Genomic DNA, 15,874 nt, shown 5'->3' with positions numbered 1-15,874 from the left:
CCTCCTACTTCTGTTTCACTCTTTTTGCAAATAACCATGTTAAAGTAAATGGGATTACAACTGCAATAATCATTCCGACAATAAACATTGGAATCGATTTCGGAATGATAGAAATAAATGCTGGCAATCCCCCAATTCCGATAGCAGGTGCTAATACACCATTTAATGTAATGAATATCGCTGCCACAGCAGACCCTATAATCGCTGCATAAAACGGGAACTTATTTCGTAAATTCACACCAAACATCGCTGGTTCTGTAATACCGAAGTATGCTGAAATGGCTGATGTTGATGCCATACTTTTATCATTTTGATTTTTAGAAATCCAGAACATCGCAAGTGCCGCACTACCTTGCGCAATGTTAGAAAGAGCAATCATCGGCCAAATAAATGTACCGCCATGTTGTGCAATCAATTGTAAATCAATTGCAATAAACATATGATGCATACCTGTAATTACAAGTGGTGCATATAACGCTCCAAATAATACTGCTCCAACTACTGGTACTGTTTCATATACACCTACTAATCCTACTGTTAATAAATCTCCAATATGACGTGTAACCGGACCAATAATTCCTAATGCTAACACACCTGTCACAACGATTGTTGTAATTGGTACAACTAATAATTGAATTGCATTTGGTACATGTTTCTTTAAGAAAATTTCTACTTTACTTAACACAAATGCAGCTACTAAAACCGGCAAGATTTGACCTTGATACCCTACCTTTTCAATTTGGAACAGTCCTAAAATATCGAAGTACTCAATCTTTTGTCCGTCTAAACCAGTCGCTGCTTTTCCATAGTCCCAAGCGTTTAATAAGGCCGGGTGCACAAGCATTAATCCCATAACAATCCCTAGTATTGGACTACCACCAAAACGCTTCGTTGCTGACCACCCGACAAGTGCTGGTAAGAATACGAATGCTGTATTGGCCATCATATTAATTAAATCCCAAAGCCCGCCTAAGTTTGGATAAACATCTAATAAATTTTTCCCATCAAAAAATAAGTCCTTTGCGCCTAATAGATTGTTAATACCCATTAGTAAACCAGCCGTTACGATCGCTGGTAATATCGGCATAAATACATCTGAAAATATTTTTACAAACTTTTGAGCTGGATTTAACTTCTGATTTCCAGAGTCTTTTACGTCAGCTACAGTCGATTCTTTCATACCCGCAAGCGTTATCAATTCAGCGTAAACACGATCTACATCTCCTGGACCAATTACAACTTGAAATATACCAGCGTTATGAAACGCTCCTTTCACTAATGAAACAGACTGTAATTTATCATTATCTATTTTACTTTCATCTTTTAAAGCGATACGGAGCCTCGTCACACAATGTGCAGCTTGTTCAATATTGTCTTTCCCACCAATATACTGCAACACTTCCTCTGCTGTTTTACGATAGTCTTTCCCCATATTCCCGTCCCTCTTTTCTTTTTTTGATACCGTTTACAATTACATATTAACTCGTATATATAAGTTAGTCAACACTCGTATATACGAGTTTGTGTTTTTTTTATAAAAAAAAGAGATGAAACAATATTTTGTTCCACCTCTTTACTTCCTGCGTGCCACATCCGAAAAGTGAAAAATATCTAAACGGTGGCGTGATTCTGTATATTCAAACTGACTTCCATCATACAAATGTGTAAAGTTTTTCACAACGACAACATAGTCTGTTCCATTTAAATCTAAATACTTTCTGTCATCCTCTGTACATGGCTGTACTTCAATTACCCTCTGCGAATAACTAATATGTAGCCCAAGCTCTTTCTCGATGTATTTATAAATCGATGCAGTTGCAATTTCTTTCGTTAATCCTGGAACAAACTCAGATACAAAATGATTTATATCTAAAATTACTTTTTCTCCATCAATATTTCGTACACGTTTAATATGGTCAATCACTGTTTTTTCTTTCACGTTTAATAACTTTGCTACGTCTTTCGTCGCTTCAATTTTCTCCATTTCTACGACATCTGTAATACAATGACGTCCTAAACGTTCATTTTCTTCTTGGAAACTTACAATACCACCAAAATTAAATTCAATATTTTTTCGCTTTAAAACAAAAACACCTTTTCCATGAATTTTTTGCACATATCCACGCTCTTGCAGTAAATCTACAGCTTTTCTCACCGTGCCTCGGCTTGCCTCATACTGCTTCATTAATTCTGTTTCTGATGGGATTTTGCATCCCTCTTTTAATTGTTTATTATCAATAGATTTACTGATTTCTGTATAAATTTGTTCATACTTACTCATCATCTACAATAGCCCCTTGTCACCTTCTAATTCTATATGTATTATAACATGCTTCACTCTTCTGCCAATCTCTCACTTATTTTCCAGTACAAGAAAAATATAGGTAAATATTTAATCTTTAAAACGTATTTTTATAAAAATTTTTATATTTTTCTTTTCATTCAAAAAAACATGTAGTATACTAACTTCAAAATCAGAGGAGAAAGGGAGCAAAGAACTATGCTTACTTATACAACAACTGTAGTTACATTTGCACAAAAACATCATCATCATACGTAACCCTTGAAACCTAGCGGAAAAATTACGCGTAGGTACAAGGGTTATTCCCGTTGTACCTACGCTTTGGCAAAAGAGCCATGTAGGTATTTTTTTATCTACATGGCTCTTTTTTTATTGTCAAAAGGCTAGTAAAAAATGATGTTTAAGCAAAACTTACTACAAAGGAGTTAACAAAAATGGAAACGAAAAAATGGGGATTATGGGTTTTAACAGCATTTGTTATCGGGAATATGGTTGGCGGTGGCGTATTTATGCTTCCAGCAAATTTAGCACAAGTATCAGGTCCAATGGGTTCTACACTCGCATGGAGTATTACAGGCCTTGGCGTATTTATGATTGCACTTGTATTTGGAAATTTAGCGATTCGTAAACCAGAATTAAAAGCTGGACCACAAAGCTATGCTCAAGCGATGTTTCCTTCAAAAAAAGCTGGTAAAGTTGCAGGATATAGTATGGCATGGGGATATTGGGCTGCTAACTGGGCTGCAACAGCATCTGTTATTATTTCCTTTGCTGGATATTTATCAACATTCTTTCCAGTTTTACAAAGTAAGCAAATTCTTTTTTCAATAAACGGATTTTCACTAGAACTCGGAAAAGGGTTAACTTTCCTTGTATGTAGCCTTATGCTATGGGGAATTCAATATATTCTTTCTCAAAATATTGATCGAGCTGGAAATATGAATCTACTTGCTACTATTGCAAAAATTATCGGATTTACAATGTTTATTGTAATTACATTATTCATTTTCAATGCTTCTAATTTCGGAGACGGTCAAACCTTTATGAATGAAGCAGGACAATCTATCTCGTTAGGTGGCCAAATCAATTCAGCTGCTATTGCAACACTCTGGGCATTTATCGGTATTGAATCAGCGGTTATGCTTTCTAACCGTGCAAAATCACAGCGCGATGTAAAAAAAGCTACGATTTTCGGATTAATTATCGCTCTTCTTATTTACATGTCAATTACTTTACTTACAATGGGAGCTCTTCCGCAAGATGCTTTAAAGGAGTCTCAAAAACCGTTAGTAGATGCATTAAATTTAGCAATTGGAAATAAAGGTGCATATATAATGGCCTTACTCGCTCTTATATCTTTATTTGGATCTACAGTTGGCTGGATTGTTGTTAGTTCAGAAGTACCTTACCAGGCAGCAAAAAATGGACTTTTCCCTAAGTTTTTCGGGAAAACAAATAAAAAAGGTAGTCCTTCAAAATCACTATTGATTACAAATGTAATGACGCAAATTTTCTTATTTTCAACGATTTCTGGTACTGTTTCAGAAGCGTATAGTTTCGCTATCGTCGTAGCAACATTAGCCTATTTAATTCCATACCTTGTTTCTACCTTGTACCAATTAAAATTAGTTATTACAGGAGAAACGTATGATATACTGCCCGGATCTCGAGTAAAAGATGGAATCATTACGACATTAGCGTTGGTATACTCTATTTGGGTTATCAAAACGGGAACTGCTGATTTAAAAACATTCTTCTTAGGAATTGGATTGTTCGTATTAGGTCTTGTTCTTTATCCAGTACTAATGAAAGACTCACAAAAAACGGATTAAATAAAGAGAAGCTGCTGGCTTCTCTTTTTTATTAAAAATCTGTAATTAACTTTTCTTTTAGCTCTCCTACAGATAAAGGTTTCGCATAATAAAATCCCTGTACATAATCACAGCTCATTGATTGTAACAAACTCTCTTGCTCTACTGTTTCTACTCCTTCAGCAACTACTGCTAAATTTAAACTATGAGCAATTTCAATAACGGATTTTACAATCGTTCGTTCTGGTTGTGCGTGATCATAATGAAATTCACGAATAAAATTACGATCAATTTTTACAATATCCAGTGGTAGTTGTTTTAAATAATATAAGGAAGAATAGCCAGTTCCGAAATCATCCAAAGCAATTAAAACACCCATATTTCTTAATTCTTGTAATGTAGCAATAATATAATCAAAATGGCGGACTGCTATGCTTTCCGTTATTTCTAATATTAAACGGTTCGGAGGAAAACCAGTTCTCTTTAAAATGCTACGTACAGAGAAAATAAAACGTTTCTGCATTAATTGTTGTATAGATAAATTCACTGATAACTTTAGTCCTTCTTGATAATTGGGCAATGTTTTAAACAATCGGCACGATTTTTCTAATACCCAGTCTCCTAGCTTTATAATAAGTCCAGACTCTTCAGCTACCGGGATAAATTCGTTTGGTGAAATAGGTCCGTCTTCTGTCATACAGCGTACTAGAGCTTCTATACCAGAATATCTCTTCGTTTTCAAATCAATAATAGGCTGCAATACTACATCTAACTCTTCATCACGAATTGCCTTTTGCAAAGCAAACTCAACTTTCATTCTACGATTTATTTTCGCGCGTAGCTCATCTGTAAAGAAACATGCAGCATTTCTCCCCTGTTCTTTTGCACTATACATAGCTAAGTCGGAGTTTTTCAATAATGTTTCCACGTCTTGTCCGTCTTGTGGATAAGAACAAAGTCCTAGACTAGCTGAAATATATACTTCATGGCCTTCAAGAATAAATGGTGCCTGGAAACATGACAACACAGATGTCGCTAACTGCCTCATATCATCTTGTCTATGATTTTTTGTTAACAGCACAAATTCGTCGCCACCTAGCCTAGCCAGAACATCTTTCTCTCCTAGTACATAATGCAACCTTGAAGCGACTTCGCTTAAAAGTAAGTCCCCTATCATATGACCTAACGTATCATTTACTAATTTAAAACGGTCCAAATCAAAGTAAATCATACCAAATTCTTTTTTATCTGCAATCAATTTATTAACGGTCGTTATTAATTGCAAACGGTTCGGCAAACTCGTTAAAGCATCATGATAGGCAAGTTCCCTATAACGACTTTCACTTAGCCGCAACCTCTGTTCCGCTTCTTTTCTACTACTAATATCATTTCGTATTGCGATAAACTGGTAAGGCTCTCCTTTTTCATTTAAAAATGGAACAATTGTTGTTTTGACCCAATAATATGTACCATCTTTTGCTCGATTCCGAATCTCACCTGTCCATACTTTCCCATTCAAAATACGTTTCCATAAGTTTTGAAAAAAGGTTTTCGGATGATGACCTGAATTTAAAATACGGTGATCTTTTCCAATTAATTCTTCTCTTTTGTATTTAGAGATTTCACAAAATTTATCATTTACATATGTAATAAGACCTTTTCGATCTGTAATTGCAACAATTGAAGACTCATCTAATGCTAACTTTAAATCTCGCAACGAAGAGTCATATAATGCATGACCTCTCTGTTCTAGCATGCGCATCTCTCCTTGCTTCTATCTGACTAAAACACAACCTGTTTCTCTTCATAGAAATAGAGATATTTCATTTTCTAATACTAGCCCTTTACATAAATTATCTTTTTAAATAAACCGATTAAAATAACATAATATTATTTGTAATAAAAAGCAATATTATACCGTTTCAATTATAACTGGTAGCTTCCCATATCTCTAATTACTTCGCGCCTTATTATACCGCAATCCTTTTAAGTAGCTCTATGCAAGCCTTGTTTCCAACTAATACCACTCATATCTGATCTCTTTGTTTTTAATAACGAAATAGAAATTAGATCATACTACATAACTATTCACGAATAATAATATGAAAATCTACATTAATGTGTATGTTTTGAATTACAATAACAAAATATTAACATATTTCTACCTTAACTTTGGAATTATTTTATAAATAAATACTGTATTAAACTAAAAAAGAGGATAGCCTCTTTTTTAATTTAATACGAATATGGTATTTGCTGATAACCTGGGTATGGCATTGGATACGTTACAGGGTATGGTGATGGATAAGCTACTGGATATGGAGCCGGATAATATCCTCCACTTGTTGCACCTGTTAATGCACCAGCTGTCAGTCCGCCTAACACTCCTCCTGCAAAGCTTCCAGGGAAAAATCCGCCTCCCCATGAACTACCACCACCCCAGCCCCATCCGCCTCCGTGATGATGATGGTGATCATAGTGATTGTGTCCTCCATGGTGATGATGTCCACCGTTATGATTGTGCCCACCATGATTGTGTCCTCCATGATGATGATTCCGATAGTACAATCCATTGTTTTCTATATAATTCATGTTTCTCCGCTCCTTTTCGATTTTTTCATTTTCATATGCGTTAAGAGTGAGATAAAAAATGGGATAGTACACTGTATGTAGGACAAATGCGGAAAGTATAGGTGATATGTCTATATTTTGTAAAAAAAGCAAAACACCTTATAATAAAGATGTCATATTACATCTTCTATTTAAGAAGTCTATATTGAAAAAAGATTAGGGGAATTATATAGAAATGAAAAAGCCTATCGTTCAATTACTATTAATATTTACAATCGTATCTATCGTTCTGTTCCTATTAAATACATCGTATATTTCGTTATATACATTTGTCGGTGCTCTATGGTCCATCACAATCGTCGGAATTTCATTCGTTATTTTTATAGAAAATAGATCTCCACAAAGTACGTTAGCATGGTTTTTAGTATTAGCACTTCTTCCTATTATAGGTGTGCTTTTATACGCTATTTTCGGACGCAGCCGCTGGAGAAGAAAAAAACATCTCCATCGTTCAGAAGAACAAAGAAAATTATTCCGTGAAATATTAGAAGGAAGAAGACTAGAGTTATTACTCACAGTCCCACTAAATGAACGTTCCATACATTTAACAGAAGTCATACAAAAATTTGGAGGTGGTCCTGCCGCAGATAAAACAACTACAAAACTTTTAACAAACGGAGATCAAACATTTTCAGAAATTTTGCGAGCTATAGAGCAGGCAAAGCATCATATACATATTCAATACTACATTTATAAATCTGATGAAATTGGTACAAAAGTTCGAGATGCTTTAATACAAAAAGCAAAAGATGGTGTTATTGTACGCTTCCTTTATGATGGCCTTGGAAGTAATACGTTACGACGACGATTTTTGCAACCTATGAAAGAAGCTGGGATTGAAATTGTAGAATTTGACCCTATTTTTTCAGCTTGGTTACTTGAAACTGTCAATTATCGTAACCATCGAAAAATTGTTATTGTAGATGGAAAAATTGGTTTTACCGGAGGACTCAATGTCGGTGATGAATATCTTGGCCGTTCCAAGAAATTTCCTGTTTGGCGTGATAGTCATTTAAAAATAGAAGGAAAAGCATTATATAAATTACAAGCAATCTTTCTAGAAGACTGGCTCTATGCCTCTAGTGGTTTAAATACTTATTCCTGGGATCAATTTATGAATAGACAATACTTCCCAGGTAAAGAGATTTCAAATGCAGAAGGTGCTGTTCAAATCGTAGCAAGCGGACCAAGCTCCGATGATAAAAGTATTCGTAATACATTATTAGCTGTTATGGGCTCTGCAAAAAAATCCATTTGGATCGCTACACCCTACTTTATTCCAGATCAAGAAACTTTAACATTATTACGCTTAAGTGCAATTGCCGGAATAGATGTACGGATTTTATATCCAGGTAAAAGTGATAGCATCATTAGTGATCAAGCATCTCAATCCTATTTCACTCCGCTTTTAAAAGCTGGTGCTTCTATTTACAGTTATAAAGATGGTTTTATGCATGCAAAAATTGTACTCGTTGATGATACAATTGCAACTATTGGAACAGCGAACATGGATGTACGTAGCTTTGAATTGAATTACGAAATTATTAGCGTGCTTTATGAATCAAAAACAGTTCACGACATTAAACGTGATTTTGAAGAAGATTTTAAACATTCAACTGAAATTAAATGGAACTCTTTCCAAAAAAGAAGTATAAAAAAACGCATATTGGAGTCTTTCATGAGGCTCATTTCTCCTTTACTGTAGGCAATCAACTTCATCTTGATTGCTTTTTCTTTTCCCTTTATCCTCCTTCCTTTTCTTTGCATACCATATTAAAACAAGTTATCATAAGATGTATTACTTTATGAAAATAATGTTAGGTGGGAAATACATGTTAGAACAATTTCATATACATGATGATTTAAAACAACAGCTTTCTACGATTCATGAAAAGAATAAGCAAGAAGCTGGTGAAAATGCACATTTAATCGGAACGAAAATATATAAAGCGTCTGATAATAGCATTATTGAAGATGCGATTACAGCACTTCTTCTTGGCAAGAATATTCTATTAAAAGGACCGACTGGTAGTGGTAAAACAGTACTAGCGGAAACTCTTTCTTCTCTATTCCAAAAACCAATGCATAGCATTAACTGCTCTGTCGACTTAGATGTAGAGGGTATTTTAGGATACAACACACTACAAACGAAAGATGGTGCATCTGAAGTTTCATTCGTTAACGGTCCTCTTATGAAAGCAATGAAGAACGGTCACTTCCTATATATTGACGAAATCAATATGGCAAAACCTGAAACGTTACCACTTCTTCACGGCGCATTAGATTACCGTAAAATGATTACAAACCCATTTACACAAGAGGTTGTATACGGTGATGACGAATACCGTGTAATTGCTGCGATTAACGAAGGTTACGTTGGAACAAGTGAACTAAATGAAGCGTTAAAAAACCGTTTCGTTATTATTGAAGTTCCTTACATTCAAGGTGATACATTAAAAGAACTATTATTAGCAGAATCAAAATTAAATGATGTTGCAACAATTGAAAAGTTTGTTGCATTTGCAAGCGACCTTATGCCTTTAGCTCGCGATGGACGTGTAAGTGAAGAAGCAGCAAGTATTCGTGGTATTATCGACGCATGTGATTTAGGTGTATATATTCCTGTTATGCGAGCGATTGAACGAAGCATAATTGCAAAACTTAATGATGAAACAGAACAAATGACTGTCCGTGAATTAGCAGAAAGTTATTTCTTTGAGGGATAATTTATGAGACAAATTTTTAGTGACAAAAAAATTGATGCGTCGCTGTTTCTACAAATGGAAAACTTAATGTATGCCCTTCTAAAAGAAGACAATGCCTATCTTGAATATGGCTATAAAGCATACTACGACGAAATTGAAAAGAAAGTTGTCATTAGTCACTTTTGGGATGATCGAAAAGAAGAAGATACAGTAATCGGATTAAAAAGCGAAGTGTTCTTAAAAGCACTTGGTAATAAACATTACTCGGACATGACTTTAATTCGTTCTTATGCGATTGAATTGCAAGAATCGCCCCTAAAAAAGTTTTTAACACAATTATTTGTTCTATTAGAAGATTTACGCGTTGAGGAAATCGTAAAGAACTTACGTCCTGGCACGAAGCATGTTTTTAAACGTCGAAAAGAAATGTACCGCAATTATTTCGGCTCTCAAAATGAAATAAACCGTGTTCGTAATTATCACGGTGATCGTCTATTTTGCCTATGCTATCTTTCATTAACTAGCGATAAATACGAAATGTTTAATAATGAATATTTTGAGCAAATTGAAGCGATTTTACATGAAACATTCCAAGCACGTAATACAGAAGATATTATGTATATCGTTGAGAAAATTCGCTATCGCTTAGAGGCGCTTCTTGAAAGCGATATGCTTAACAACTATTTCGGACATGCTCCACTTTACTTATCTGTCCTTGCAGACGAAAAGAACTGTCGCGTCGAAGATTTAGCAAATGATGATACGCAGCTTATAGATGACGATGAAAATAAAAACAAAATGGATGAAAGTTTCTCCACATGGCATCGTGAAAATAAAAATAACGAAAACGAGAACTTTTTACGCTTTGAATTAGAAAGCGGAACAAAAACTAATATGATGGGTGATACTGCCCGTGAATCAGAAGATGGCGACCAAGCACTTGGTTCTGTACAAGGTACCTCACAAAAAAGTACACAATCCAACTTTGATGGCGCTGATACAGAAGAAGCAAGGGCTTCACACGCTTCTAGCCAGCACGACGGTGCATACGGTAAGTATAATGTAGGTGCTTCTCATACATTTAAAGAAGCTCGCAAACCAAACTCAGATGAGAAAAAAGATTACCAAGCTATCAAATCAGTCGTCAATAAAGATGTAAAAGAATTAAAGAAAATTATCGAAAAAACAATTGAAAATAAAACGAATGCGAATAGTGATAAATATTACGGAAGACTTCGTAAGAAATTCCTTCGTATTTATACCGAAAAACAACCGCGTATGTTTTATAAAAAAGGACAAGAGTCACAAGAACTCGATGTTGCATTCCAACTATTAGTTGACTGTTCTGGTTCTATGTATAACAAAATGGAAGAAACGAAGAAGAGTGTTGTACTATTCCATGAAGCTTTAAAGTCTTTAAAAATCCCGCACGCTATTAGCGGATTTTGGGAAGATGCCTCTAGCGCTAAACCTGAAGATAAGCCGAACGTTATCCATGAAGTTGTAAATTATAAAAACTCAACGTTGCCAAACGTTGGTCCAGAAATTATGCAACTTCGTGAAGAAGAAGATAACCGCGACGGATATATTATTCGTATCGTTTCTGAAAAACTTGCCAAAAGACCTGAGAAACATAAATTCTTACTAGTCTTCACAGACGGTGAGCCTTCTGCGCTAGACTATCAACAAGACGGAATTTTAGATACGCATGAAGCTGTTAAACTCGCGCGTAAAAGTGGTATGGAAGTAATCGGTATCTTCATCGAAGAAGGCGAAGCGAAAGAAGCAACTTATCAATTGATGAAAAACATTTATAACCATCACTTCTTAGTTGCAAATCATGCTGAAGATTTACGATTGAAGATTAAACCATTGCTGAAAAAACTATTACTGAAGACGATTGAATAGAAAATAGGAGCCTTGTGGCTCCTGTTTTTTCGTTCAATTACTTTGTTTCTGGTTGAAACTTGTATGGAATGGCTACTTCTAATAAAGATTCAAATCCTCCGTCATAGTATGGGAAACGCTCATTCGCAATTGTTCGATCTACCCACTCTATTGCAGAAATTTCACCTTCATCTTCCGCAATAAGTTCCCCTTTTACTACATTCGCTCGGAATGTAAAAAATAGTGCATGATTCCCTGATTCTTCAAAGAATTTTTCATTGATCGCAACAAGCCCCCCAGCCAAGGCGGTTAAACCTGTCTCTTCTTTCACTTCTCTTATTAGTGCTTCCTCTAATATTTCACCTTTTTCCACAGCCCCACCTGGCAATGACCAAACGTTTTGTTCTACATTATGTACCATTAATATTTTATCTGTTTCTTCGTCATGTATTAGTGCGTATACGACATCAACTCTTTGCATAAGACTTCTCTCCTCCCAAAAATAATGAAGAGCCGATTCCTAAGAATCGACTCTTCCTATTAATTCATCACTAACTCAGCTGTGAGCTTTTTTTTAACTTAGCCAGCATGTCAGTTGTCATTTTGTCTAAATCGTATTCTGCTTTAAAGCCCCACTCTTTCATTGCTGCAGTTGCGTCAATAGAGTTTGGCCAGCTATCAGCGATTGTTTGACGAGCTGAATCTACTGCATAATCCATTGTAAACGTCGGAATGTGTTTACGAATTGACGCTGCAATTTGCTCTGGCTCGAAGCTCATTGCTGTAATGTTAAATGCATTTCTATGCACTAGCTTACTTGGATCAGCTTCCATTAATGAAATGATCGCTTGTAAAGCATCAGGCATATACATCATGTCCATGTACGTTCCTTCAGCAATGTATGAGGTGTATGCACCTTTTTTAATCGCCTCATAATAAATTTCAACTGCATAATCAGTCGTTCCGCCTCCTGGAGGAGCTACGTAAGAAATTAAACCTGGGAAACGGACACCGCGCGTATCTACGCCAAATTTTTGATGATAATAATCACATAGTAATTCTCCTGCCACTTTGTTTACCCCATACATCGTAGTAGGACGCTGAATTGTATCTTGCGGTGTATTATCTTTTGGCGTCGATGGACCGAATGCACCGATAGAACTTGGCGTGAAGAACTTACAGTTTAATTCACGAGCTGCTTCTAATGCATTTACAAGTCCGCCCATATTTAAGTTCCATGCGAATAACGGATTTTTTTCTGCTGTTGCTGAAAGTAAAGCTGCTAAATGAATAATTGTATCTACTTCATTACGCTTTGCGATATCATGTAGTTTTTGTCCATCTGTTACATCTAACGTTTCAAATGGACCAGACGTTACTACTTCACTATCTGTTTCACGAATATCTGTTGCAATAACATTTGATGCGCCGTATACATCACGAAGTTTCATTACTAGTTCAGAACCAATTTGCCCTAAAGAACCGGTTACTAGAATTTTTTTCATTTTCCCCACTCCTCATTTGCAAGCTATTCAAAAGATGTCGTTACTTAAATGATGCCCATTTCTTTTCCTACTTTTTCATACTTAAGAATTGCTTCATCTAACATTTCTTTCGTATGAGCTGCTGTAGGCATATTACGAACGCGCCCTGTTCCTTTTGCTACAGTTGGGAACACGATAGATTTTGCGTATACACCTTCTTCATTTAGACGTTTACTAAATTCTTGTGTTAATACTTCGTCCCCAATGATACAAGGTGTAATTGGCGTTTCACTTTCCCCAATGTTAAAGCCAAGTTCTTTTAATCCTTGTTTCAAGTAGCGGCCATTTTCCCATAAGCGATCGTGTAACTCTGTGCTTTCCATTAAGATTTCAATTGATCTCATGCAAGCTGCTGCATCAGCTGGTGTTAATGCTGTAGAGAATAAGAATGGACGTGAACGAACTTTTAACCAGTCAATTAAATTTTGTTTCCCTGCTACATATCCACCAATTACCCCAATTGCTTTTGATAATGTACCAATTTGGAAATCAACTTTATCAGAAAGACCGAAGTGCTTTACAGTTCCTGCACCTTTTCCAAGTACACCTGAACCGTGTGCATCATCTACGTATGTCATTAAATCTAACTCTTCTGCAATCTCAACAATTTCTGGTAGTTTTGCAACATCTCCATCCATTGAAAAGACACCGTCTGTAATTACCATTAATTTATTGTAAAGACCTGATTCTTTCGCCGCAATTGCTTTTTGGCGTAAATCTTCCATATCCGAATGTTTATAAACAATAATTTTTGCTTTTGATAGACGACTACCATCAATAATAGAAGCATGGTTTAATTCGTCTGAAAGAATTGCATCATTTTTATCCATAACGGCTGAAATCGCTGCCATATTACAGTTAAATCCTGATTGATAAGCAATTGCTGCTTCTGTATGTTTAAACTTTGCAATTGTTTCTTCTAACTTAATATGCAAATCTAAAGTACCGTTAATTGTACGAACAGCCCCTGCTCCAACACCGTACTTATGAATAGCACCAATTGCTGCTTCTTGCAAACGACTATCTGTTGCTAATCCAAGATAGTTGTTTGAAGATAAGTTAATATATTCTTTTCCGCCAATTGTAATGATCGGTCCATTTGAACTCTCAAGCGGATCAATTACGTTATAAAGCCCCTTTGATTTTAAATCCTCTAAATTTTCTTCTAAAAATTTCGCAAGTGTTTTACTAGACATCGTGAAGCCTCCCATCGTTCATGTAAGCGGATTATTGTCTTAATAGTTCTAATAATCCCTCTACTAGCTTAACACGTTTTCAGAATTTATTATAGAAAAATAGTTTAAAGTAACCGCTTACAATTTTAGATTATATATGATTCATTACAATAAATCTATTATTTACTTTTCATATTTGATAGAATTAAAAAAATATTTCGGGAGGTTTCAAACATGGCATTTACAGAATCTGATGTATACAATAACACAGCATTTTTCGAACAATATATGAAACGAAGATACCGAGAAAATAGCCCAAATGAATCCATTGAAAAACCAATATTCTTTCAGCTCATTGGTCATGTACGAGGAAAACAAATTCTCGATTTAGGCTGTGGTGATGCTAAGTTTGGCGCGGAATTATTAGAAAAGGGATGCTACTCTTACACCGGCATTGAAGGCTCCGAACTTATGTATGAAAAAGCTAAAAAACAACTAGAAAATAAAAATGGAACTGTTCATTTTTTAAACCTCAAAGATTATACCTACCCCTCTTCCACTTTTGATTTAGTAACATCTAGACTCGCCTTACATTATATTGAACATCTTGATACCATTTTTCAAAATGTGTTTCAAACTTTAAAAACAAATGGCACCTTTACCTTTAGCGTTCAACATCCCGTTATTACTTCTTCGTTTGAAAGCTTACAAACAAGTGGTAAAAGAACGAGTTGGCTCGTCGATGATTACTTTAAACTAGGCAAACGGGTTGAACCATGGATTGACCAAGAAGTTATTAAATATCATCGTACAACGGAAGATTATTTTACATTATTACAGCAAGCCGGATTTACCATTACATCATTAAAAGAAGCTACACCAAATCCAACCTATTTTCAAGATGAAGAAGAGTATAAACGTCGCTTACGTATTCCTCTCTTCCTCTTATTTTCTTGTACCAAATAAAAAAACGATGAATCACTCATCGTTTTTTTATCTCATTGCCTGAGCAACTTCTTTAACTACACGTCTTCCTCTTCCGTGAGGTATACAAAGCGGTGTTCCAAATAACGGATCCGTACTAATTTGACACTCCATTCGGAATACATCACGTACTAGTTTCTCATCTACCACTTCTTCAGGTTTACCTTGTGCATATATTTGTTTATCTTGAATGGCTACAATGTTATCTGCATAGCGACATGCTAAATTTAAATCGTGTAATACCATAACAATTGTTCTTTGTTCTGTTTCATTTAATTCGAATAATAAATCTAGCACTTCAATTTGGTGAGTCATATCTAAATATGTAGTAGGCTCATCCAGTAAAATAATATCTGTATCTTGTGCAAGCGTCATTGCAATCCAAGCACGTTGTCGTTGTCCACCTGAAAGAGCATGCACATCACGCTCAGCAAATTCTGTCATACCTGTTGCTGCAAGTGCCTTCTGTACCATTTCCTCATCTTTTTCTGACCACTGTTTCAGCCATGTTTGATATGGATAGCGTCCTTGTTTTACAAGTTGCAATACTGTAAGCCCTTCAGGTGCTTGCGGTCCTTGCGGTAAAATCGCCATTTGACGAGCAATTTGCTTCGTTTGCATACTTTGAATAGCTTGATTATCTAACAAAATGTCACCAGTTGTTGGCTTTAATAATCTAGCTAGTGAACGTAATAAAGTTGATTTCCCGCAACCGTTGGAACCGATAAAGATTGTAATTTCACCTTTTGGAATTTCTAAATTCAACTCATCGATAATAATTGTTTCACCATAAGACAACGTCAAACGTTTCGTCTCCAATGCTTTTTGCATATTC

12 protein-coding genes and 1 pseudogene are annotated in these 15,874 nt (G+C 35.5%); 5 read left to right on the top strand and 8 right to left on the bottom strand.

Annotation, left to right across the window (positions count from 1 at the left end; translation table 11 throughout):
- Positions 1-4: 4 nt before the first annotated feature.
- Positions 5-1,432, bottom strand: coding sequence for a PTS system trehalose-specific EIIBC component (gene treP, locus HMPREF1014_RS26215; protein WP_000513940.1), 1,428 nt, complete (start codon positions 1,430-1,432; stop codon positions 5-7).
- A gap of 141 nt (positions 1,433-1,573) precedes the next feature.
- Positions 1,574-2,284 (bottom strand): trehalose operon repressor, encoded by a 711-nt coding sequence (treR, locus tag HMPREF1014_RS26210; protein ID WP_000987235.1) that lies wholly within the window; start codon positions 2,282-2,284, stop codon positions 1,574-1,576.
- A gap of 452 nt (positions 2,285-2,736) precedes the next feature.
- On the opposite strand from treR, the gene HMPREF1014_RS26205 reads away from it, so the two are divergent.
- Positions 2,737-4,134, top strand: coding sequence for an amino acid permease (locus HMPREF1014_RS26205; RefSeq protein WP_000448450.1), 1,398 nt, complete (start codon positions 2,737-2,739; stop codon positions 4,132-4,134).
- A gap of 31 nt (positions 4,135-4,165) precedes the next feature.
- On the opposite strand, the gene HMPREF1014_RS26200 is transcribed toward HMPREF1014_RS26205, so the two are convergent.
- Together HMPREF1014_RS26200 and HMPREF1014_RS26195 are read right to left on the bottom strand one after the other, a co-directional pair.
- Positions 4,166-5,869 carry a putative bifunctional diguanylate cyclase/phosphodiesterase gene (locus HMPREF1014_RS26200; protein ID WP_000893350.1) on the bottom strand — a complete coding sequence of 568 codons (1,704 nt, stop codon included), beginning with the start codon at positions 5,867-5,869 and terminating at the stop codon, positions 4,166-4,168.
- Positions 5,870-6,348: 479 nt separating this feature from the next.
- The gene (locus HMPREF1014_RS26195) at positions 6,349-6,705 is read right to left on the bottom strand and encodes a hypothetical protein (RefSeq protein ID WP_001106406.1); all 357 of its coding nucleotides are present in this window, start codon (positions 6,703-6,705) and stop codon (positions 6,349-6,351) included.
- A gap of 214 nt (positions 6,706-6,919) precedes the next feature.
- On the opposite strand from HMPREF1014_RS26195, the gene HMPREF1014_RS26190 reads away from it, so the two are divergent.
- The 3 genes from HMPREF1014_RS26190 (at position 6,920) to HMPREF1014_RS26180 (ending at position 11,357) form a co-directional block, all read left to right on the top strand.
- Positions 6,920-8,449, top strand: a complete 1,530-nt coding sequence (locus HMPREF1014_RS26190; protein ID WP_000743031.1) for a cardiolipin synthase — start codon at positions 6,920-6,922, stop codon at positions 8,447-8,449.
- Positions 8,450-8,576: 127 nt separating this feature from the next.
- The gene (locus HMPREF1014_RS26185; RefSeq protein WP_000892985.1) at positions 8,577-9,470 is read left to right on the top strand and encodes an ATP-binding protein; all 894 of its coding nucleotides are present in this window, start codon (positions 8,577-8,579) and stop codon (positions 9,468-9,470) included.
- A 3-nt stretch (positions 9,471-9,473) separates the two neighbouring features.
- On the top strand, positions 9,474-11,357 hold the full coding sequence (locus HMPREF1014_RS26180) for a vWA domain-containing protein (protein WP_001248881.1): 1,884 nt from the start codon (positions 9,474-9,476) through the stop codon (positions 11,355-11,357).
- A 37-nt stretch (positions 11,358-11,394) separates the two neighbouring features.
- On the opposite strand, the gene HMPREF1014_RS26175 is transcribed toward HMPREF1014_RS26180, so the two are convergent.
- The 3 genes and pseudogenes from HMPREF1014_RS26175 to HMPREF1014_RS26165 form a co-directional block, all read right to left on the bottom strand.
- Positions 11,395-11,817 (bottom strand): NUDIX hydrolase, encoded by a 423-nt coding sequence (locus tag HMPREF1014_RS26175; protein WP_001189940.1) that lies wholly within the window; start codon positions 11,815-11,817, stop codon positions 11,395-11,397.
- Between the two features lie 59 nt (positions 11,818-11,876).
- Positions 11,877-12,841: pseudogene (locus tag HMPREF1014_RS26170) on the bottom strand (L-threonine 3-dehydrogenase).
- Positions 12,842-12,885: 44 nt separating this feature from the next.
- Positions 12,886-14,076, bottom strand: a complete 1,191-nt coding sequence (locus tag HMPREF1014_RS26165; protein ID WP_000095905.1) for a glycine C-acetyltransferase — start codon at positions 14,074-14,076, stop codon at positions 12,886-12,888.
- A 213-nt stretch (positions 14,077-14,289) separates the two neighbouring features.
- Between HMPREF1014_RS26165 and HMPREF1014_RS26160 the strand changes: the two genes are divergently transcribed.
- Positions 14,290-15,021, top strand: a complete 732-nt coding sequence (locus tag HMPREF1014_RS26160; protein WP_000885966.1) for a class I SAM-dependent DNA methyltransferase — start codon at positions 14,290-14,292, stop codon at positions 15,019-15,021.
- A 27-nt stretch (positions 15,022-15,048) separates the two neighbouring features.
- Here the strand turns inward: HMPREF1014_RS26160 and HMPREF1014_RS26155 are convergent, their stop codons facing one another.
- Positions 15,049-15,870, bottom strand: a complete 822-nt coding sequence (locus HMPREF1014_RS26155) for an ABC transporter ATP-binding protein (protein ID WP_001167962.1) — start codon at positions 15,868-15,870, stop codon at positions 15,049-15,051.
- Positions 15,871-15,874 lie beyond the last annotated feature (4 nt).

The sequence above is a fragment of the Bacillus sp. 7_6_55CFAA_CT2 genome (genome assembly GCF_000238655.1).
GTDB lineage: Bacteria > Bacillota > Bacilli > Bacillales > Bacillaceae_G > Bacillus_A > Bacillus_A cereus.
The sequence above is the reverse complement of the archived record's forward strand: the minus strand, read 5'-3'. Positions and strand labels throughout refer to the sequence as shown.

Excerpts from the sequence above, each read along its gene's own strand:
- treP (WP_000513940.1), bottom strand. The coding sequence starts at position 1,432 with ATGGGGAAAGACTATCGTAAAACAGCAGAGGAAGTGTTGCAGTATATT.
- HMPREF1014_RS26165 (WP_000095905.1), bottom strand. The coding sequence starts at position 14,076 with ATGTCTAGTAAAACACTTGCGAAATTTTTAGAAGAAAATTTAGAGGAT.
- HMPREF1014_RS26180 (WP_001248881.1), top strand. The coding sequence starts at position 9,474 with ATGAGACAAATTTTTAGTGACAAAAAAATTGATGCGTCGCTGTTTCTA.
- HMPREF1014_RS26175 (WP_001189940.1), bottom strand. The coding sequence starts at position 11,817 with ATGCAAAGAGTTGATGTCGTATACGCACTAATACATGACGAAGAAACA.
- treR (WP_000987235.1), bottom strand. The coding sequence starts at position 2,284 with ATGATGAGTAAGTATGAACAAATTTATACAGAAATCAGTAAATCTATT.
- HMPREF1014_RS26160 (WP_000885966.1), top strand. The coding sequence starts at position 14,290 with ATGGCATTTACAGAATCTGATGTATACAATAACACAGCATTTTTCGAA.
- HMPREF1014_RS26195 (WP_001106406.1), bottom strand. The coding sequence starts at position 6,705 with ATGAATTATATAGAAAACAATGGATTGTACTATCGGAATCATCATCAT.
- HMPREF1014_RS26190 (WP_000743031.1), top strand. The coding sequence starts at position 6,920 with ATGAAAAAGCCTATCGTTCAATTACTATTAATATTTACAATCGTATCT.
- HMPREF1014_RS26185 (WP_000892985.1), top strand. The coding sequence starts at position 8,577 with ATGTTAGAACAATTTCATATACATGATGATTTAAAACAACAGCTTTCT.
- HMPREF1014_RS26200 (WP_000893350.1), bottom strand. The coding sequence starts at position 5,869 with ATGCTAGAACAGAGAGGTCATGCATTATATGACTCTTCGTTGCGAGAT.
- HMPREF1014_RS26155 (WP_001167962.1), bottom strand. The coding sequence starts at position 15,870 with ATGCAAAAAGCATTGGAGACGAAACGTTTGACGTTGTCTTATGGTGAA.
- HMPREF1014_RS26205 (WP_000448450.1), top strand. The coding sequence starts at position 2,737 with ATGGAAACGAAAAAATGGGGATTATGGGTTTTAACAGCATTTGTTATC.